The organism is Nanhaiella sioensis (assembly GCF_046557775.1).
Lineage (GTDB): Bacteria > Bacillota > Bacilli > Bacillales > SM2101 > Nanhaiella > Nanhaiella sioensis.
Map to the genome: position 1 here is coordinate 4,538,212 of NZ_JBKAEG010000001.1, position 19,230 is coordinate 4,557,441.

Genomic DNA, 19,230 nt, shown 5'->3' on the forward strand with positions numbered 1-19,230 from the left:
CAACTTAATAATCCCTAGCAGAGTTATGAGAAATAAATATTATCCAATATGTTAAGATAATCAATGCGTGGCTTATAGCCTAGTGGGACTTCATGACCTAAATCCACTATCTCTTGTTTTGTTATTGATTTTCTATCTCCTTTTTTCATACGGTCCCAAAAACTTAATAGGTGGGTAGCTTCTAGCAGAAAGATCTGTTCATTCTTAGTAAATCGTAAAATGACAAAACACAATCCGTTATGATTTATTACATCTCGCATATGTTTAATTTGGTGGTCGTGAAAGTTTTGCAAAGGGAATGATGTTTTGTTTCTAGTTTCTTTAGCTTCAAAATCTATATACCTACCCTTGTAAATACCATTATAGTCAGTAGTTGAAGCTTGTTTAAAATAGGCTTCTTTAATAACAGCAGCACTTCTTTTCGGATAGTCAACTTGTACGATTTGAACTGGCGTTGGCTTTTTGTGAATAACCGCTATATTGTGTAGTAAATAATAATGATTAGAGTCATTAATATCCTCTTCCAAAGTCATACCACGATTACTGTATGAAGCTTTTTTAGCGGTATTAGTATCTTTTTCTTGTTTTTCTTTATATAATTTACCATTCGGATAGCGAATCACTGATTCATCCTCCTCACCTAACTTCACCAACTATCATAACAAATAGTAAAACTACATTGTAACGATTTTAACAAAGTGTCATCATAATGATGTTAAAAAAAAAGTATAGGTGTTTTTTTTAGTTATGGCAAGTGATAAACTTCTTTTTACACGTTATTTAGCCTCAAATAATTAGACGGTTGTTCGTATAATAATGTTACAAATATAATATTTTGAATGAAGTAAACGATTGGAGAGTGTACTATGAGGACATGTAGTTGAGGTGATTCACACGTAATATATCGAAGATGAGGGAAGGCTAGCCCTCATCTTCGTTTGAAGTTAAGTAGCAGGTTTATTAGGGCCTTCTAGTTTTGGGTTACCATATCCCGTTGCTTTCTGTTTATTTTCTCGAGTATTTTGCTGCTTGTTGTTTTTATTTTTGGCCAACTAAAACACCTCCTAACAATTAGTGTAAACAATCCTGTTATTTTCATGCGAACTGCGTTGTCGAATTGTCGCAAATATAAAATTGTCGACTTTCTTTGTTGAATTAGTTCTAGTTTTGTCAATCGTGGAGGTGTTGAGCTTAACATCACGAAACTATACCGTATAAGTAAAAGAGAGGCTATGTTTAGCTCAATGATTATAATGTAAGTTAAATATACTGATGAGGAGGAAGAAGATAAATGGAATTGACCAATAAAGAATTGCAGAATTCGGTGTTTGATGAATTGCTTGACTATCTTGAATTAATAGATCAAAAGCTTGTTAATCATGTTGAAGAACACATAGGTATATATGTTGAGCAACAACAAAGGAATATTAAAACTATATCAAATAACCTTCATAAAATAGAAAATATATATGACCATAACATCATCGACATTGCACTCTAATCCCACATGAAAATTCAGTAAAAGATACCCTCGCTATCCTTTCAATCAATCCATCGAATTGATATAATATTATTGGAACTTAAGTAGATTAATTGGAGAAAATAATATGGAAAATTACGAAAAATTAATAAAATTAACAAATATGTTAAAGACATTTAATAATAAATGCATAGATATACTGGAACAAAGAAAAGAGCTTACTCATGTTGAAGTTGATTTTTATCGTGAGGTATATCCGTTTGCTAATGAAGTTAATAAAATTCTTGATATGTGGAAAATCAATGCTTTGCAGTGGATTAATGAACAAAACCCTAAGTATATTTATCCAATGCAAATTGAATCGACTATTGAAAATTTGCAAACATTGTCTGTTCAAGTTTTTTATAATGAAGGGAAGGGGAAGCGTTTGTTAAACCTTCATCAATCAGTTGATTATTTATTAAATGCGATGATAAGTGAACTTAAAGAAAAATAATAAATTGTATAATTTCTTTTTTCTCTATTCACAACAATATTAATTGTGTTATAGTATTAACGATAATTACATATGTTCACTACTAGGGGGGTCCAATAGCTTGGACTGAGAGAAGAGCGCTTTAAAGTTCTTTGACTCTTAGAACCTGATCTGGCTCATACCAGCGTAGGGAAGTAGAATTCGACCAGCTTATTGTTACTATAGCTATGTCATAAATTACTTTCAACAAAAGGGTTCTCAATTTTGAGAACTCTTTTTTAGTTGGTATGGGTTAGCAACTTCATAAGATAGTTGGAAAATGTATACTTTATACAAACCGACTATCTGACAGTTGATTCATTCATATTATTGAGGAGGAATTTTCAATGACAAAAGAAAGTATTGCACAAAATATGACATTTCCTTGTAGCAAGAAGGTTTATGTACAAGGAGAACAAGCTGATGTAAAAGTACCGATGAGAGAAATTGAGCTTCAACATACTAGTGGTACTTTTGGCGAGGAAGAAAATGAGCCTGTGAGAGTATACGATACGAGCGGACCGTATACAGACATTGCATATGATGTTGACATACGGAGAGGTCTTCCAAAGCTACGAGATGACTGGATTATTAAACGAAATGATGTTGAACAGTATGAAGGCCGTGAAATAAAACCAGAGGATAATGGATATGTAGAATCAGATGCTCGTTCAAACCTTGAACAATTTCCACATATTAATAAGCAGCCTCTACGAGCAAAAAGTGGCGGATGTGTCACACAATTGCACTATGCAAGAAAGGGTATAATAACCCCTGAAATGGAATTTATAGCTATACGTGAAAATATGAGCCCAGAGTTTGTCCGAGATGAAGTAGCTAGTGGTCGCGCGATCATTCCAGCAAATATTAATCATCCAGAAAGTGAACCGATGATTATAGGGAAAAACTTCCATGTGAAAATTAATGCGAATATTGGCAATTCGGCCGTCTCGTCATCCATCGATGAGGAAGTAGAAAAAATGACATGGGCTATTCGTTGGGGTGCAGATACGATGATGGACTTGTCTACAGGGAAAAACATACATACAACGAGAGAATGGATTATAAGAAATGCACCAGTTCCAGTCGGAACGGTTCCTATTTATCAAGCGCTTGAAAAAGTAAATGGCATTGCGGAAGACTTAACGTGGGAAGTATATCGTGACACATTAATTGAGCAAGCTGAACAAGGTGTAGATTACTTTACGATTCATGCAGGGGTACTTTTGAGATATATACCAATGACTGCAAAGCGTACGACAGGCATTGTTTCTAGAGGTGGGTCTATTTTAGCGCAGTGGTGCTTAGCACATCATGAAGAAAACTTTCTATATACTCATTTTGAAGATATTTGTGAAATCTTAAAAACATATGACATATCAGTTTCTTTAGGGGATGGTCTCCGTCCAGGTTCCATTGCTGATGCGAACGATGAAGCGCAGTTTGCTGAATTGGAAACATTGGGTGAATTAACGAAAATTGCTTGGAAGCATGATGTTCAAGTGATGATTGAAGGACCTGGTCATGTTCCGATGCATCTTATAAAAGAAAATGTGGATAAACAACAAGAAGTTTGTCACGATGCGCCATTTTACACACTTGGCCCATTAACGACAGACATTGCGCCTGGCTATGACCATATTACTTCAGCTATAGGTGCTGCAATGATTGGTTGGTTTGGAACGGCGATGCTTTGCTACGTAACACCTAAAGAACACCTAGGCTTACCGAACAAAGAAGATGTACGTGAAGGAGTTATCGCATACAAAATTGCTGCTCATGCAGCAGATCTTGCGAAAGGACATCCTGGTGCTCAAAATCGAGATGATGCACTTTCTAAGGCACGCTTTGAGTTTAGGTGGCACGATCAATTTAACCTTTCGTTAGACCCAGAGCGAGCACGTGAATATCACGATGAAACATTGCCTGCCGAAGGTGCTAAAACAGCCCATTTTTGCTCAATGTGTGGGCCTAAGTTTTGTTCAATGCGAATATCTCAAGACATTCGAGATATGGCAAAAGACCAAGGTAAAAATGAGTCTGAAGTGATAGAAGAGGGAATGAAGCAAAAGGCAGAGGAATTTACGCAAACAGGCTCCAATATATACGGCTAAATCTTCTATATAGTGAGAAGTAGGCGAATAGCGCTTACTTCTCACTTGTTTTTACCATGAACTTTCATTAAATACTCTTATTTACACAGACTATTTCTAACAAAACTTACTCTTTTTCAACGTGAATTGAAACTGGACGATCTTTCCTCGTAGCTACTGTTTCGATTGCAAATTCTGCTTCTTCTTTATATTTTGCTGCTACATTATGTCCGAATTTATGTTTGGTGTTTTTATAACCTTTCCGTTTATGATTAAAATGCTTACCACGACCCATCCTTAATTCCTCCTATGTATAGTTTTCCATCTTTATTACTATTGGATAAAAAGGCGATAAATATAACTTTTATTCAAAATAAAATGGAATTTAATGATAAAATAAGATCAAACTTCATTAATATCCATAAAAAGAAAAAAATGAAAATATCTCCTATGGATCTTTTGAACTGATCTCTATAAGTGGGATATATTTTAATGATGTTAAGAAAAGTGTACTTCTTAACTTGAACGTATTAACTAGAATGGAGTGGTGAGGTGAAAAAAGAATGGTTCATTATTTTATCGGGGCCGATCATTACTTTAATCACTGTTGGAGTGATTTTAACTATCAATTTATACAAGGATTTTGATGAAAGTGGGTTTTCAACATGGAGCCACACGTGAATTCCACTAGAATCATTAAGAGATAATGACGCAGTCCATTTGTCTTATGGCATGAAATGGAATGGTGTAGGTAGTCCAATTATAAAAGAAATTACAATAATAAAAAATGATGGTACAGCATTAAATGAGAGTGATAGATTATCAGCTATACCTTATATTTATGTAAGTGGATTTTATGGAAGCTTAGCTGAAAATGAGGAAAGAAAAATAGATACCGTATATCGAGATATTCAAGACTATCAACCTGATAAAGAAAGGTTTGTAGTGACATATGTACTAAGAATGGAGGAATTTGATCAATCTTACAAGACGACTGAAATTAAGCAGTTGAAAATAAAATATAAGCTTTTTGGTATAGAGCGTGTTCAGTTCATTGATTTTGATGGTTTTTTTAGGAAAATTGATAATTAGTAGATTAGGTATTGGATAAAAATAGAGGGGATAATAGTATCCCCTCCATATTATGTCTTATAATATGATGTCATAGTTTTTTAGATGAATAGTAAGAGATTAGTCAATTATGTTTTGTTATCGGAAGTCAAATGAACGTGAAAGCCCATTTTGACTTGCAGCTCGCATATAACGTTTAGACGATTTCATCTACAACATACTCAGGCTTCTGCGCTCCATCAGTCTCTAATTGACGTACAATATTTCTATAATCTCTAATGGGAAGGTTTCCATGCAAGTAGATTTGTCTTGCGAAATCAAGCAATTCATTACCATCAATAGGTTCATATTTCCTTTGAGAAATAAAGTGGTTACGCAATTCTTGAACATTCATGAGAACCCCTCCGATTAATATAATTTATTTATATGGTATCACGAAAAAGCACTCTTTTAAAAAATTTTAAATATTGAGAATTCCGACAATTACTTACATTTATTTTATTTTTTTCTAATGGGGTGTTTTCTCATAGAGTAGAAATATATACGCATAAATATTTACAATAATAAGTTTCATTCCTTGTTAAATATGGTGTTAATCGAATACGATCTTTTCTTTACTTATTTCAAAAGCAATACAGATTAGGAAAAGTGTTGCTGTTGTTTTTCATAGTCATTGAACGTATACAACTAGTTTTCTGTAACAATTAGAAAAAAGTTTATTAATCGTGACTGATGAAACACATTACAATTTATTCTTGTGTCATGATTTTGTGTAGTATAATAATTTATTCCGATATTTAATTATAATTTTTTAATTAGGAGAAATAAGATGAGTAAGCATGAACGTCAAATGATCATCATCGGGTTAATATTAGCAATACTTTTTCTATACTTTTTAAATCCGGTGACTAATTCTAACCCATCTGCTCCAACTGCTAATAAAGGAGTTATCGACCTTACCAATTGGAACTTTAAGAAGGATGGCTTAGTTAGTCTTAATGGGAATTGGGAATTTTATGAAAATGTACTATTACAACCTGCTATTTTAAATAAGAACGATTTTAGTAACAACTTTCAAAATGTTCCGAACGTTGGTAATCAAATACGAGGTACGAGTGTAATAAATAAAGATGGGTTTGCTACCTATCGACTAAAGGTATTATTAAATGATAAACATACTGACCAACTTTTCGGAATTAAAATTAATGATATACGCATGGCACATAAATTGTTTATTAACGGTTATTTAGTCGGGCAGAGTGGGGAGCCTACCAACAATGTAGAGACGCAACAAATCGGTAATATTCCTTATGCAAAGTATTTCCCGCTAAATCAATCCTCTTTTGAATTAGTCATACAAGTATCTAAATATGATTATTATGATGGGGGTATTATTGACGATATAGAATTTGGCCTTCAAGAGGACATATCTAAGTTGCAACTCATCTCTTTTGGTACAGATTTAGCTATTATTTTTGTTTTGTTGTTATTTTGTGTATATCATATGAGTATTTATTTTATGAAAATGAAAAGTAACAAGTTTTATTTATACAATGGATTATTTTTCTTATGTTTATTAATCTCTTACTCATGTAGAAGTGAGAAGCTCTTTATGCTGTTTTTTCCATCAATTTCAATTGATACGGCCTATAAGATTCAAGATATATCAGCATATAGCGCAATTTTATTCATATTCTTATTCCTTCATGCGTTAGATGCGACATTACTTTCTAAGAGGGTGATGCGTATTGCATGCTCACTCTTAGTGATTTATCCTTTAATAGTTTTGCTGTTTCCTTATGATAAATATACTCATATGGAGATGTTTTTCTTATTTATTAGCGGAGGTTGTTTAAGTTTTATTTTCTTTAAGTTAGTGAGGGTATTTTATAAAAGAAAATATGATGAGGTCGAGAAAAGAGAGTTATTACTATTATCGAGCATATTTATTTTTCTTTTTTTTATGTATTTCGGTACGATTAATTTCTTTGATATTATGGTAGCTTTGACTGGAGAATTTATACAATGGGAGCCGATTATAAAAACTCGGTCTCAAATTATTTATGATTTAGGCCAATACAGAGAAATAAGTATTGTTATCTTTGTAGCGGTAATGTATATTTTATTAGCTCTTCGATATACACATACATTTGGCATGCTTGAAAGCTTGTCGAATAAGTTAATTTCAATGAACAAAATGAAAGATGAGTTTTTAGCAAAAACTTCTCATGAGTTAAAAACACCATTACACGGTATTATTAATATTTCTTCATACTTGTTAGATAAAAAAGATCAAATGTCAAATAACGAAAGGAATAATCTTACACTCATTCACGACACCTCAGTTAAGCTATCCAATTTAGTAAATGATTTAATTGATGTCTCCAGACTAAAAAATGGACAATTGCAGTTACACATAGCAACTGTAGATATTAAAGTATCAGCTCAAATCGTGTTTGATGTACTCGCATTTGAAGTGCAAGGGAAAAATATTGACTTAATAAATAATCTACACGATTATGCGTTAGTAGAAGCTGACGAAAATCGTTTGCGCCAAATCTTGTATAACTTAATCCATAACGCGATAAAGCACACAGAGCGTGGGGAAATTACTGTTTCATCTCAAAAAATAGAAGAAACCTTATACATATATATAGAAGATACGGGAATAGGAATCCCAGATGAGAAAAGGGAAGAGATATTTAGTTATTACGAACAATTAGACCAATTTATGCAAGTTGATAGCTATCAAAGTATGGGTTTAGGGTTATATATTAGTCGACAATTAATAGAAAAGATGAATGGTCGTATTTGGGTCGATTGGACTGAAGTTGGTATAGGGTCTAGATTTTGTTTTACCCTACCGATTGCCCAAAATCCGAAGCTAGTCGAAGAAGTTGCATCAACAACTGCATCTACATATAGACGAAATGAGGATTTACAAAGCGATAACGACACTACTGCTAATTCTGATCAAACGATTCTCATAGTAGATGACGAACGAGCTAATATTCAAGTGCTTCAAAATATGTTATCAAAGCAACATTTTAAGGTTATTATTTCATTTTCAGCGAATGATGCTTTAAGTAAACTCAATGAACATCCTCATATTGACCTTGTTATAACTGATGTGATGATGCCAGAAATGTCGGGAATTGAGCTTTGTCAAAAAATAAGGGAGTCAAAATCATTCATATCATTACCTGTTTTGTTAGCAACAGTGAAAGATATGCCAGAGGACATCGCTCTTGGCTTTAACGCTGGTGCGAACGATTATATTACGAAACCCTTTGACTCCAACACGATATTAGCGAGGATTCAAACATTGCTTGCTATGAAAACATCGATGGAGGATGCTTTCAATAATGAACTAGCTTTTTTACAAGCACAAATAAAGCCACACTTTTTACATAATGCTCTTAGCACAATTGCATCTCTATGTTATACAAATGTTGATGATGCTATTCGATTGCTCAAAATGTTAAACCAATACTTACGTATCATTTACAACACAACTCCTCAAACGATGTTTATACCACTAGAGCAAGAATTACAGTTGATAGAGTCTTACGTGGAAATTGAAAGAGTTAGGTTTAAGTGGTTAAACTTTACAGCTAGCATAGATGATGAGTTAGATGGATTCTATATTCCTGCATTATGTATTCAGCCTTTTGTTGAAAATGCGATTAGACATGGAGTGTTTAATAAAAAAGGAGAAGGAAATGTTTCATTATCAATCACAAACCGTAAAACCTCTATACTTATTATCATAGAAGATGACGGGGTGGGATTGTCGGAGGAAGCATTAAAGCAGTTTAAAAATGGAGAACTGAAAAATGCAGGGATAGGTATGACGAACATAAGAAGAAGATTAGCATCTTTGAATGAAGCGCATATACAAGTTGACTCAAAAATAAACTGTGGAACTAAGATTACATTGGAATTACGAAAAAGAGTCAAGGATGACTTGTATGATACTGAACTGGAGGGGTTGTAATGCTTAAAGTTATGATTGTGGAAGATGAACAACCAACGTTAGATTTGATGCATTTATTAATAAGTCAACAACCTCAATTAACTGTTGCTGGAAGCTTTACAAGTCCAATAGAAGCATTGGAAATGTTCGCTGACATTCTACCTGATGTGGTTTTTCTCGATGTAGAAATGCCGGAAATGAATGGCATCCAATTGGCAGAAAAAATAGTACAAATTGATAAGGACATTCAAATTGTATTTACAACAGCTTACGAACATTATGCTGTTCACGCATTTAAAGTTTATGCAGTTGACTACCTTGTAAAATTTGTTACTTCTGAAGATATTAATAGAGTGACCTCCCGTTTACTAAAAAATCATTTGGACAAAACAAAACTTGCACAAATAGACTTAAAAACGAAGACATCGATACAATGTTTAGGAAAATTTGAAGTAAGAGGTGAAGGTGGAACAGTTGTTAAATGGCCCACAAGAAAAACAGAAGAGCTATTTGCGTATTTTCTCGTCCATCCAAATCAAGTCATCAATAAGTGGAAATTGATGGACATGTTTTGGACGAAAAATGCAACTGTAAATCTCCACACGACTATTTCTAGAATGAAAAAAGTGCTAAAGGAAAATAATATGAAGCTACAAATTCGTAACTTAAACGACGGTTATATACTGGATGTCGAAGCAGAATATTGTGATCTACTAACTTTTAAAGCGTATTTTGTGCACTATGACAAGGTAAATAAAGATAATCTTAAAATTAGTGAAAGAACCTTCCAAGTATATAAAGGGCATTTATTTGAAATGAAAGATTATTTATGGGTTTTAGGGGTTGAAGAAGAGCTATCAGGAATGTATGAAAAACTAACTCGTGAATTAGCAAGTTTCTTTATTCAAGAAGGGAATATTAATCGCTCAGAAGAAGTTGTGAAAACATTTTTGACTTTATACCCTCTGCATGAAGAAATGACTATATTTCTTCTAAATATATATGCTAGCAACCTTATTTATGAAAAAAGGTTAAAAGAATACTATAAAAACTATGTCAAGTTATTAAGGGAAGAGCTCGGAGTTGAGCCTTCAAATGAAGTAAAACAGTTCATCCAAAACTAAATATAACTGAGCCAAGAGTGTTGTTTGAAATCTAATAATCAAACAGTACTCTTCTTTTTTAAACCGTTAATTTATCAAACTTACATTTGTTATATTTTCCCATATTGATACATCAAAATACCCTTATTCTTTGTAAGAAAATTGTAAGTATCGTTTGATAATATCTTTTTGTAAGGCTGCTATCGTAAACTTTGTTGCTATTTTATAACATATATGGTTGGCATAGTAATCCAAAAAAAAACTGCAATGAAACTCAAGGTATATACATGCTTATTAACAACAAACCATAGCGGTAACAACCTTTTGAAATGACAAACAGAGATTATAGGGGGAATTTGATGAAGAAGTTAAGTGCTTTACTTGTATTCATGTCTGTATTATTGCTATTTATGGGATGTTCTAATGATGAAAAATTATCAGGAGCGAGCGGAGGTTCGGCTTCACCGACAGAAGATAGCAATACAGAAGAAGTTGAAGAAACTTCTGGAGTTAGTGTAGTTGAAGTTGAAGAAGAAGAAGCTGAAGTAGAAAATGTGAGTCTGGAAATTGTTCAAGATAACGGTATAGCTTGGGTTGATTCAATAGGTACTATTTGGTTACATTCTGCAGCAATTTATGAAAACACAGGTGAAGTACCTATTAAGATTGGTGAAACACAAATGAATTTTAAAGATCAGGAGGGAGGAATTTTAGGTACGGCAACGTGGATATATGCAGTACCAAATGTAGTTTTACCTGGTGAAAAAGCATTTGTTTCAGAAAGTGCAATTATTGATGGTATTACTGATGCTAGTCTATACAAAGAAACTACATATAATTTTGAGTTTAACGAAACAACTGAAGATCCTAATTTAATGGAAGTATCAGCGATTAAAGGGGTAAAAGGCGATGAATGGACCCCATATAGAGTAACAGGCTTAGTGAAGAATACGAAGGACGAAAAACAAGAAAGTATAAGTGTCGCAGGTGCTTTATATGCAGAGGATGGAACATTATTAGGTATTTTAAATGATTATATTGATGTTGGTTTAAATCCAGGAAATGAAGCAGGATTTGAATTATTATATCCAGATATTCCGATTGAATTTGCTGATCAAGTAGCTACAATTGAAGTGATGGCATATGGTTGGAATGATTAAGATATTGCTATTATGCAGTTAATATAAATAAGGTAGATTGGGTCTTATCATAAATTTATTGCTTTTGTTAGGCACTTGGCATCCCAATTGTTTCTTTCGATAATTAATTAGATACATGAAAGAGTATTGTGACTGTTATTGTTTAAAATAGATCGCATGATAACTAGTATTATACTTAATCGAAAACAGACCTATTCTAATAAACATATTTTATCATTGATCCCCACCCTTGCAGGTGGGGACTTTCAATTTTGTGAAGTAGCTGTGTTTAGGCTCGTAGCCTTGAATCAGAAATGAGGCTCTTTTCTCCACACGAATTTCAGCACAACACATCTTGCTTTGACATACATTATTAAGGCCAATATTAATTCCTATGGAGGGAAATAGCAATGAGTGTGATGCATCAAAGAAACAATAGGTACCCATTCCCGCCAGTTTGGCGACCACCATTTCCACGACCACCATTTTCGCAAGGGCCTTTTGTACCTTTTCAACCTACTAGTCCAATTCCACCTACGACACCATTTGCACCATTTTCAATTTCACCAGGAATTCCTGCCGCTCCTGTAACACCGTTTCGGCCAAGGCCAAGACCAAGACCAAGACCAAATACGTTTCAGCCGTATCCAACACCATACCCATTACAACAACCTAATATGCAGCAACCTCAGCCTGGTTTCGGATCTATCATGAATCATTTCAAAAAAGATGACGGTTCTTATGACTATAGTAAGATGATGAATACAGCAGGACAAATGATGGGGGCGATGAATCAGTTTAATTCTGCTTTTAAAGGTTTTTCATCATTAATAAATCTATGACCATCTTTGCCGCATAGAAATGTTCCGAACGTAGTTTGAACCTTGAGAAAATGGTTAACTGCTAATTGATAGGATGACTCTTTGTTAAATGGGCAGAAGCTATATTGGTTCGGGGAATTTCTGCCCTGTAAGTCATCCTCTCTGCTCTAATGTTTTTCTAATTCAACTCTTTCACGTCTACAATGTAAAGCATAGTTAGCTGCTTCTAGATTTGAAATGGCTAGTGAATTTTCCATGCTGTGAAAATCGCCATTTTGAAATGCTTTAAGCTTATTGATTAAGATAGGAAGAACGTCTTCTACTTGACAACCGTTTATCCCATTTTTATCGATAGCACCATCTTGAAATTTAATATTAATAAAATTATCATTGTTACGTGTCAGCTTCATCACCCCATGACCTTTATTATTGACTACTCATTATTACTAATACAGCAACTCATAAACCTCATTCAATTGCTCTACACGTTTGAAATCTTGTTCATCTAAAGCATATATTATTTCATCAGGTAAAACCTCATCTAAAAATGATATTTCTTCTTCATTTAATTCTTTAACAAAATCCCCTTCACTGCGATACGTTTTTGCAAGAAGTTTTTCATATATTTGTTCCGATATATTGTGTTTATCTAAATAGTTTGATAATGTTTCTTGTAAATATCTTAATGTCTTATCCATAATGTTTGACACACCTTTTATGTTTTATCAAAATACTCCGTAAACTCCTCAACATCTTTCACATTTTCATTATAATAGGGATTTTCCTCAACACTCGTTTCAGGATCAAGATTTGTCTTGATTACTAATCTTGGCTCTTCTGATGGGTCTAGATGAGTTTCAGTTTGTATATGTTCTGGATTTTCATTCTTTTTATTCACTACATCCACCTCCTACATATAACTTGCTTTTAATTTTTAAAAATATGTAATTTATAGTATGAAATATGAGGTGTATAATCTTTTTTCATGCGTCACAGACTATGTATTGGAGCAAAGGTCATGTCAATCCGTTGCTCCAAATGAATTGAAAAAGGAGGAGCATAGGTGACAAAGAAGCAAAATAAACCACAAAAAACAAACATGGAATTTGGAAACCAATTTACACAAAAACGTCCTAAAAAGGAAATGAATAATAAAAACGATAACTAGGAGGAATATGAATGACTAATCAAAACAATAACCGAAAGAGACAAAATAAATATCCGAACAATAGGAATGAGACTGAATTTGCTAATGAGCAGTCCATTCAACATGATTCAACTCCAGAAAATAATCCGAAATACGGAAGTGAATCTCACAAAAATTCCTAATGGAATACATAAAAAGCAGCGAATGAATATTTTCTTCGCTGCTTTTTTATTTAGTATTGATTTTTTATACACTAGCGTTCGTGGAACTTTATCTACTCTTAGAATTATTGAGTTGTATTTATACTCATCATTCTGTTTAATAGCAAGAAGGTTTACGAAAGAGCTTTTAATGAAGTTCTATTCCTGAATGGATATCCGCTTGCGTTGTTGGCGTGGAATACGTATATCTAGTAGGCCGTCCCTAAATGTTGCCGTTACGTTTTGCTCTGGGATTTTGTAGGGAACGTGAACGGTTCTTGAAGCCTGTTGGAATGTATGCATTTTTTGGTACGTTTGTTGTTTATCATTTGACTCTTCAATTATTTCGCTGTTATTAAGTGAGATCGTTACATAATGTTCGAAGAATTCAAGGCTTATTTGCTCTCGCTTAACACCAGGTAATTCTGCATTAATAACATACTCTTTATCTGTTTCAAATGTTCGTATAGGTATTTGTTGAATGAAGAGGGGCTCTCTAAGTAGGTCATCAAGAGACTCAAATATTCGTTTAAAAGGATTTTCACTAATGAATTCATTCATCGATTTGATTAAGCCATTGAATTCGTTCTCTAGATTTTTAGATAATTTATTATTGTCTGAACTCACAACTTTCACCTCAATTAAAAAAGTTTATTCGCTATAACTTATGCGCTTCGTTCGGAAAGGGCACAAAAAAACACACAAAGTATCTCATGTCATGTAATGATAAAATGGTATAAATGTGAACATTTTGTAAATTATGCAAAAAAGTGATTAACATCACAATTGATAGTATGCGAAAGATGTATGCTAAAACATGAAAATTCCGTTTTTAAAGGGGAGATAGACATGTTTTGTTATCAATGTGAACAAACTCCATCAGGAGGGTGTAAAGTGGTTGGTGTATGTGGAAAGGATGAAACGATCGCAAGCTTACAAGATACAATCGTATTTGGTTTAAAGGGCATCGCTGCATACCGGACACATGCTAATCAACTTGGATATACCGATCCATTTGTTGATGCAACGACTCATGAAGCACTTTATATGACGTTAACGAATTCAAATTTTAATGTTGAAGAACATATTGATATGGCAATGAAGGTAGGGCAAGCAGCAGTTCGTATCATGGACGTACTTGATAAAGCTCATACTGAACGTTTAGGTATACCCCAGCCAATAACAGTTTCTCAAAATAAAATAGAAGGAAAGTGTATCGTAGTAACTGGTCATAATTTATTTGCTTTGCAAGAGTTGCTTGAGCAAACAAAAGGGAAAGGGATAAATATTTATACTCACTCAGAAATGCTCCCTGCACATGGTTATCCAGAATTAAAAAAATATCAGCATTTAAAAGGGAATATAGGAAAAGCATGGTATGATCAACGTAGATTATTTGAAAAGTTTCCTGGTGCTATTTTAGCAACCACAAACTGTGTAATGCCGATTAAGGGCACGTATGCAGATCGAATGTATTCATATGAAGTAGCTGGCTTGGAAAATGTTCAAAAAATAGAGAATGATGATTTCACTCCTTTAATAAATAGAGCACTCCAATTACCAGATGCAAACATTGAATCAGAACAAACATTAGTAACCGGCTTCCATCATGAAACAGTATTAGGCTTGGCACCTGAAGTTATCCAAGCAGTTAAGGTTGGCAAAATTAAAAGGTTTTTTGTTATAGCTGGATGCGATGCTCCAGGAAAAGGTGGAGAGTACTACCGAGAGCTAGCTACATCTTTGCCACCAGAAACAGTTATCTTAACTACATCTTGTGGGAAGTTTCGTTTTAATGATGTAGACTATGGCACGGTACCAGGGACAGAAATTCCTCGCTATATTGATTTAGGTCAATGTAATAATTCAGGCTCAACGGTAAAAATAGCACTTGCTTTAGCTGATGCTTTTGAATGTGAAGTAAATGATTTACCAATCAGTATTGTTCTTTCTTGGTTCGAACAAAAAGCCGTAGCAATTTTACTTGGTTTATTTAGTTTAGGCATTAAAGATATTCGCATTGGGCCTAAGCCACCAGAGTTTATTTCTGAGGGAGTCCTGAACGTTTTACAAGAAACATTCAACCTCCAATTAATTGATAATGCGCAGGACGATATGGAACAAATGTTATCCTTAACCATTTAGTTCACTAAGGTAAGTTTGTTTTTTCGGATGACCAATTTACACTCACTCTGAGTAATAACAGTTTGGGAACATGAAAAATGAGTTGCTGCTCTAGCAACTCATCTTTTTGGTTGTCTTTGCATTAATTGTTGTTTTCGTATAAGAGCTAAATTTGTATATAACCGCGATTCGGATGTTTTTCTATCTTCAAAGTTTTGGACTTCATATAGAAATTTACCTTATTGTCCATTTCGTAATCGCTTTTGAAAAGATCTTTTAGCCTTTAACTCACAAGATTTCTGATTCGAACTTACTTACATCAATAACAAGGTTGCCATCGCAATTCACTGTAATATATCCTTGTTTTTTAAGCTTTGTGATCGTTCTACTTATTGTTTCCCTAGTCGTACCAATCATATTAGCTAGTTCCTTATTGGTGAATTGGGTCGACAGCACTCTAGTATGGTTATCAACTTCCGTTCCGTGAGTTTCTGAAAGTCTTAATAACAGCTTAACGATTTGTTCATATGTATTATTTAAAATTTGTTCTTCAAGTCTCTTTTGTAAATCGATAATTTTTTCACCCATCACTCTAAATAGTTTAATACAAACTTCTGGATGTTGTAAAAGTAATTGTTCAAAATTAGAGATAGAAATTGCTACAACAGCAGTACTTTCGACAGCGAATGACGAAGCTGGATAATTGCCTTTTCTAAAAAAACCTACGTGTGGAAACATATCTCCATCACTTAATACAGATACAATCTGTTCTTTCCCTTGAATATCATTTTTATATATCTTTACCTTACCAGTATGTATAAAATACACATAATCTAACGGGTCTTCATGCATGAAAATATGAGTCCCTTTTTGGTACGTTCTGGTGATTGCAATATTTACAATTTCCTTTAATTCAGTATTTATAAGTTCTTTAAATAAAGGTACATTTCTTAAAACGTCTTCAATAGTTTGTTTATTCATTTCTTTCCACTCCACAGTATTTTCATTATATTTATTTTAACAGATTTTATAATTTGGCGACTAAAAACTTTCATTGCGAACGTTTATTCGTTACAATAAAATAGATGTGATATTAATTAAAATAGGCGGTGAACAGGTAGTGAATAAAAAGTCGCTGTCCGACATTATTGACGAACTAAAAGTAAATGATAATATTATACATTGGCATGAGGTAGAGCCAGAGAAAGCAAAAACAATGAGGATACCTGACAGTCTTGACTCCAGAATTAAAACAGCTTTACATAATAGGGGTGTAAACTCATTATATACACATCAATGTACGGCATATGAAGCAGTTCAAGATGGACAGAATATTGTAACGGTGACCCCAACTGCATCTGGAAAGACATTATGCTATAATCTTCCAGTTCTTCAAGCTGTTGCACAAGATGAAATGAACCGCGCATTATATATTTTCCCTACTAAAGCGTTAGCGCAAGATCAAAAGAGTGAATTAAATGAGATCATTTCAGAAATGGGGATTGATATAAAAAGTTTTACTTATGATGGTGACACCTCTCCGACGATTAGACAAAAAGTAAAAAAAGCTGGACATATTGTCATCACCAACCCTGACATGTTACATTCAGCTATACTTCCTCATCATACAAAATGGGTTAGTCTCTTTGAAAACTTAAAATATATCGTAATTGATGAATTACACACATATCGCGGTGTGTTTGGAAGTCATGTCGCGAATGTCATACGCAGGCTTAAAAGAATTTGCAGTTTTTATGGTAGTGATCCGATCTTTATTTGTACTTCAGCGACTATAGCAAATCCTAAGGAATTAGCTGAAAGGTTAACAGAAAGCACAATGACCTTAATTGATGACAACGGTGCACCTAGTGGCAGGAAGCATTTTGTTTTTTATAATCCGCCTGTTGTAAATAAACCTTTAAACATTAGAAAAAGTGCAACGGTTGAAGTCAATGATCTTGCACAAAGATTTTTAAAAAATCATATTCAAACAATTGTTTTTGCAAGAAGTAGAGTACGTGTTGAGATTTTATTAAGTCATATCCAACAACTAGTACAAAAAGAACTCGGTTCAAAATCTATTAGAGGATATAGAGGCGGTTATTTACCGAAGCAACGAAGAGAAATTGAGCAAGGTCTACGCAATGGGAACATAATGGGTGTAGTGAGTACGAATGCTTTGGAATTGGGGGTCGATATTGGGCAGTTACAAGTGTGTGTCATGACAGGATATCCTGGAAGTATTGCAAGTACGTGGCAGCAAGCTGGACGTGCAGGTCGTCGTCACAGTGAAGCACTTATTATTATGGTAGCTAACTCTACTCCAATTGATCAATATATTGTGAACAACCCAAACTACTTCTTTGAAAAATCACCAGAATCTGCAAGAATCAATCCAGAAAATTTAATTATACTAGTTGACCATCTAAAATGTGCAGCTTATGAATTACCCTTTAGAGAGAATGAACAATTTGGGAAACAAGATGTGGTGGAAATAATGGAATATTTAGTCGATGAAAGCGTGTTGTATCGTAATGGTGAGAAATTTTATTGGGCGAATCAATCCTTTCCAGCAAGCAATATTAGTCTGAGGTCGGCATCACAAGAGAATGTCGTTATTATCGATCAATCAAATATTGCCAATGTTAAAATCATTGGCGAAATGGATCGTTTTAGCGCTATGACTCTTTTACATGACGAAGCGATTTATATACATGAAGGGATCCAGCATCAGGTAGAAAAACTAGACTGGGAACATAAGAAAGCGTACGTAAAGAAAGTGGATGTAGAATATTACACTGACGCTAATTTAGCTATACAATTAAAAGTATTGGAAATAGATCAAACAAAGAATAGAAAAACAACTACAATGAATTATGGAGATGTAACAATTAATGCTCGACCTACGATATTTAAGAAAATTAAATTGTCTTCATTTGAGAATGTAGGCTCTGGCCCAATTCATTTACCCGAAGAAGAATTACATACGAGTGCTACATGGCTTGAAATCCAAAAAGTTGAAAATAACGAAGATGAAAAAGCGTTGGAGCAAATTTTACTTGGGATTAGAAATGTATTTAGCCATATTATACCTATCCACGTCATGTGTGATCGTAATGATCTCCATGTAGTATCACAAATTAAAGCCACACAGACAGGAAAACCAACAATCTTTATTTGTGATCATTACCCAGGGGGAATAGGATTAGCAGAAGAGGTCTATAAAAGTCAGGACTTAATCATTAAAGCATCGAGAAACCTAATATTACGTTGTCCTTGTGAGGAAGGTTGTCCATCCTGTATTGGTAGCGAAATAGGGGGTAACGACCGCAAGAGAGCGGTGCTTAACATGCTAGAACAATTTTAACCTATTACTCTTACGTAAACTTTATTGCTATGTTACTATGACTGTTAAATGAGCTTTAATAGAGCTCAATAATCGCAATAGTAGAAAAGCTCCCACGAACACGAGGTGAAAACGTGCTAATGCTTAGAACGAACAGCGACAATCAATGCCAAAACAGCTTAAGCTATTTATTTGACATGTGACTTCTAGAGCATT

20 protein-coding genes and 1 riboswitch are annotated in these 19,230 nt (G+C 33.9%); of the genes, 12 read left to right on the plus strand and 8 right to left on the minus strand.

All coding sequences use genetic code 11. The features are described from left to right. Window positions 1-23: 23 nt before the first annotated feature. Window positions 24-623 carry a Holliday junction resolvase RecU gene (gene recU, locus V1503_RS21460; RefSeq protein ID WP_410629099.1) on the minus strand — a complete coding sequence of 200 codons (600 nt, stop codon included), beginning with the start codon at window positions 621-623 and terminating at the stop codon, window positions 24-26. 668 nt (window positions 624-1,291) lie between these two features. On the opposite strand from recU, the gene V1503_RS21465 reads away from it, so the two are divergent. The 3 genes from V1503_RS21465 to thiC all read left to right on the plus strand — a co-directional run bounded on the left by V1503_RS21465 (window position 1,292) and on the right by thiC (window position 4,108). Further along, entirely contained in the window at window positions 1,292-1,501 is a 210-nt protein-coding gene (locus tag V1503_RS21465; protein WP_214481252.1) for a hypothetical protein, read from the plus strand. A 106-nt stretch (window positions 1,502-1,607) separates the two neighbouring features. Then, window positions 1,608-1,976 (plus strand): DUF1798 family protein, encoded by a 369-nt coding sequence (locus V1503_RS21470; RefSeq protein ID WP_410629100.1) that lies wholly within the window; start codon window positions 1,608-1,610, stop codon window positions 1,974-1,976. A gap of 74 nt (window positions 1,977-2,050) precedes the next feature. Next, window positions 2,051-2,165, plus strand: a riboswitch (TPP riboswitch). Window positions 2,166-2,341: 176 nt separating this feature from the next. After that, entirely contained in the window at window positions 2,342-4,108 is a 1,767-nt protein-coding gene (thiC, locus tag V1503_RS21475; RefSeq protein WP_410629101.1) for a phosphomethylpyrimidine synthase ThiC, read from the plus strand. Window positions 4,109-4,214: 106 nt separating this feature from the next. Here the strand turns inward: thiC and V1503_RS21480 are convergent, their stop codons facing one another. Beyond that, window positions 4,215-4,382, minus strand: a complete 168-nt coding sequence (locus V1503_RS21480) for a hypothetical protein (protein WP_410629102.1) — start codon at window positions 4,380-4,382, stop codon at window positions 4,215-4,217. Between the two features lie 257 nt (window positions 4,383-4,639). Between V1503_RS21480 and V1503_RS21485 the strand changes: the two genes are divergently transcribed. Both V1503_RS21485 and V1503_RS21490 read left to right on the plus strand, forming a co-directional pair. Then, window positions 4,640-4,768: a hypothetical protein gene (locus tag V1503_RS21485; protein ID WP_410629103.1), complete on the plus strand. Its 129-nt coding sequence runs from the start codon at window positions 4,640-4,642 to the stop codon at window positions 4,766-4,768. 39 nt (window positions 4,769-4,807) lie between these two features. After that, window positions 4,808-5,179: a hypothetical protein gene (locus V1503_RS21490; RefSeq protein WP_410629104.1), complete on the plus strand. Its 372-nt coding sequence runs from the start codon at window positions 4,808-4,810 to the stop codon at window positions 5,177-5,179. 175 nt (window positions 5,180-5,354) lie between these two features. Here the strand turns inward: V1503_RS21490 and V1503_RS21495 are convergent, their stop codons facing one another. Beyond that, window positions 5,355-5,552, minus strand: coding sequence for a YppF family protein (locus tag V1503_RS21495; protein ID WP_214481247.1), 198 nt, complete (start codon window positions 5,550-5,552; stop codon window positions 5,355-5,357). Window positions 5,553-5,987: 435 nt separating this feature from the next. On the opposite strand from V1503_RS21495, the gene V1503_RS21500 reads away from it, so the two are divergent. From V1503_RS21500 to V1503_RS21515, 4 genes are all read left to right on the plus strand, one after another. Next, window positions 5,988-9,155: a hybrid sensor histidine kinase/response regulator gene (locus tag V1503_RS21500; RefSeq protein WP_410629105.1), complete on the plus strand. Its 3,168-nt coding sequence runs from the start codon at window positions 5,988-5,990 to the stop codon at window positions 9,153-9,155. Continuing rightward, window positions 9,155-10,258, plus strand: coding sequence for a response regulator (locus tag V1503_RS21505; protein ID WP_410629106.1), 1,104 nt, complete (start codon window positions 9,155-9,157; stop codon window positions 10,256-10,258). The genes V1503_RS21500 and V1503_RS21505 overlap by 1 nt, the downstream gene beginning before the upstream one ends. Before the next feature lie 338 nt (window positions 10,259-10,596). Continuing rightward, window positions 10,597-11,397, plus strand: coding sequence for an FxLYD domain-containing protein (locus V1503_RS21510; RefSeq protein WP_410629107.1), 801 nt, complete (start codon window positions 10,597-10,599; stop codon window positions 11,395-11,397). 389 nt (window positions 11,398-11,786) lie between these two features. After that, window positions 11,787-12,218, plus strand: coding sequence for a YppG family protein (locus tag V1503_RS21515; RefSeq protein ID WP_410629108.1), 432 nt, complete (start codon window positions 11,787-11,789; stop codon window positions 12,216-12,218). A 146-nt stretch (window positions 12,219-12,364) separates the two neighbouring features. Here the strand turns inward: V1503_RS21515 and V1503_RS21520 are convergent, their stop codons facing one another. From V1503_RS21520 to V1503_RS21530, 3 genes are read right to left on the minus strand one after another with little or no spacing between them, the layout of a single operon-like run. Then, a complete protein-coding gene (locus tag V1503_RS21520; RefSeq protein ID WP_320210077.1) occupies window positions 12,365-12,607 on the minus strand; it encodes an Acb2/Tad1 domain-containing protein in 243 nt (80 codons plus the stop codon). A 36-nt stretch (window positions 12,608-12,643) separates the two neighbouring features. After that, window positions 12,644-12,895 (minus strand): sigma-G-dependent sporulation-specific acid-soluble spore protein CsgA, encoded by a 252-nt coding sequence (locus V1503_RS21525; RefSeq protein WP_214481241.1) that lies wholly within the window; start codon window positions 12,893-12,895, stop codon window positions 12,644-12,646. A gap of 17 nt (window positions 12,896-12,912) precedes the next feature. Then, the gene (locus tag V1503_RS21530; protein ID WP_214481432.1) at window positions 12,913-13,095 is read right to left on the minus strand and encodes a hypothetical protein; all 183 of its coding nucleotides are present in this window, start codon (window positions 13,093-13,095) and stop codon (window positions 12,913-12,915) included. A 281-nt stretch (window positions 13,096-13,376) separates the two neighbouring features. On the opposite strand from V1503_RS21530, the gene V1503_RS21535 reads away from it, so the two are divergent. After that, window positions 13,377-13,526 (plus strand): hypothetical protein, encoded by a 150-nt coding sequence (locus V1503_RS21535; protein WP_214481240.1) that lies wholly within the window; start codon window positions 13,377-13,379, stop codon window positions 13,524-13,526. Window positions 13,527-13,703: 177 nt separating this feature from the next. Here V1503_RS21535 and V1503_RS21540 read toward each other — a convergent pair whose 3' ends face one another. Further along, the gene (locus V1503_RS21540) at window positions 13,704-14,171 is read right to left on the minus strand and encodes an Hsp20/alpha crystallin family protein (RefSeq protein WP_410629109.1); all 468 of its coding nucleotides are present in this window, start codon (window positions 14,169-14,171) and stop codon (window positions 13,704-13,706) included. A 222-nt stretch (window positions 14,172-14,393) separates the two neighbouring features. Here V1503_RS21540 and hcp point away from each other — a divergent pair, with 222 nt between their 5' ends. Then, window positions 14,394-15,689 (plus strand): hydroxylamine reductase, encoded by a 1,296-nt coding sequence (gene hcp, locus V1503_RS21545; RefSeq protein WP_410629110.1) that lies wholly within the window; start codon window positions 14,394-14,396, stop codon window positions 15,687-15,689. Window positions 15,690-15,956: 267 nt separating this feature from the next. Here hcp and V1503_RS21550 read toward each other — a convergent pair whose 3' ends face one another. Continuing rightward, complete coding sequence (locus V1503_RS21550) at window positions 15,957-16,649, minus strand: Crp/Fnr family transcriptional regulator (protein WP_214481237.1); 693 nt, start codon at window positions 16,647-16,649, stop codon at window positions 15,957-15,959. Window positions 16,650-16,788: 139 nt separating this feature from the next. Between V1503_RS21550 and V1503_RS21555 the strand changes: the two genes are divergently transcribed. Beyond that, the gene (locus V1503_RS21555) at window positions 16,789-19,035 is read left to right on the plus strand and encodes a DEAD/DEAH box helicase (RefSeq protein ID WP_410629111.1); all 2,247 of its coding nucleotides are present in this window, start codon (window positions 16,789-16,791) and stop codon (window positions 19,033-19,035) included. Window positions 19,036-19,230: the final 195 nt, after the last annotated feature.

What these genes read in the sequence shown, in the direction of transcription:
- V1503_RS21465 (WP_214481252.1), top strand. Translation starts at nt 1,292, where the DNA reads ATGGAATTGACCAATAAAGAATTGCAGAATTCGGTGTTTGATGAATTG.
- V1503_RS21470 (WP_410629100.1), top strand. Translation starts at nt 1,608, where the DNA reads ATGGAAAATTACGAAAAATTAATAAAATTAACAAATATGTTAAAGACA.
- thiC (WP_410629101.1), top strand. Translation starts at nt 2,342, where the DNA reads ATGACAAAAGAAAGTATTGCACAAAATATGACATTTCCTTGTAGCAAG.
- V1503_RS21480 (WP_410629102.1), bottom strand. Translation starts at nt 4,382, where the DNA reads ATGGGTCGTGGTAAGCATTTTAATCATAAACGGAAAGGTTATAAAAAC.
- V1503_RS21495 (WP_214481247.1), bottom strand. Translation starts at nt 5,552, where the DNA reads ATGAATGTTCAAGAATTGCGTAACCACTTTATTTCTCAAAGGAAATAT.
- V1503_RS21500 (WP_410629105.1), top strand. Translation starts at nt 5,988, where the DNA reads ATGAGTAAGCATGAACGTCAAATGATCATCATCGGGTTAATATTAGCA.
- V1503_RS21505 (WP_410629106.1), top strand. Translation starts at nt 9,155, where the DNA reads ATGCTTAAAGTTATGATTGTGGAAGATGAACAACCAACGTTAGATTTG.
- V1503_RS21510 (WP_410629107.1), top strand. Translation starts at nt 10,597, where the DNA reads ATGAAGAAGTTAAGTGCTTTACTTGTATTCATGTCTGTATTATTGCTA.
- V1503_RS21515 (WP_410629108.1), top strand. Translation starts at nt 11,787, where the DNA reads ATGAGTGTGATGCATCAAAGAAACAATAGGTACCCATTCCCGCCAGTT.
- V1503_RS21520 (WP_320210077.1), bottom strand. Translation starts at nt 12,607, where the DNA reads ATGAAGCTGACACGTAACAATGATAATTTTATTAATATTAAATTTCAA.
- V1503_RS21525 (WP_214481241.1), bottom strand. Translation starts at nt 12,895, where the DNA reads ATGGATAAGACATTAAGATATTTACAAGAAACATTATCAAACTATTTA.
- V1503_RS21535 (WP_214481240.1), top strand. Translation starts at nt 13,377, where the DNA reads ATGACTAATCAAAACAATAACCGAAAGAGACAAAATAAATATCCGAAC.
- hcp (WP_410629110.1), top strand. Translation starts at nt 14,394, where the DNA reads ATGTTTTGTTATCAATGTGAACAAACTCCATCAGGAGGGTGTAAAGTG.
- V1503_RS21550 (WP_214481237.1), bottom strand. Translation starts at nt 16,649, where the DNA reads ATGAATAAACAAACTATTGAAGACGTTTTAAGAAATGTACCTTTATTT.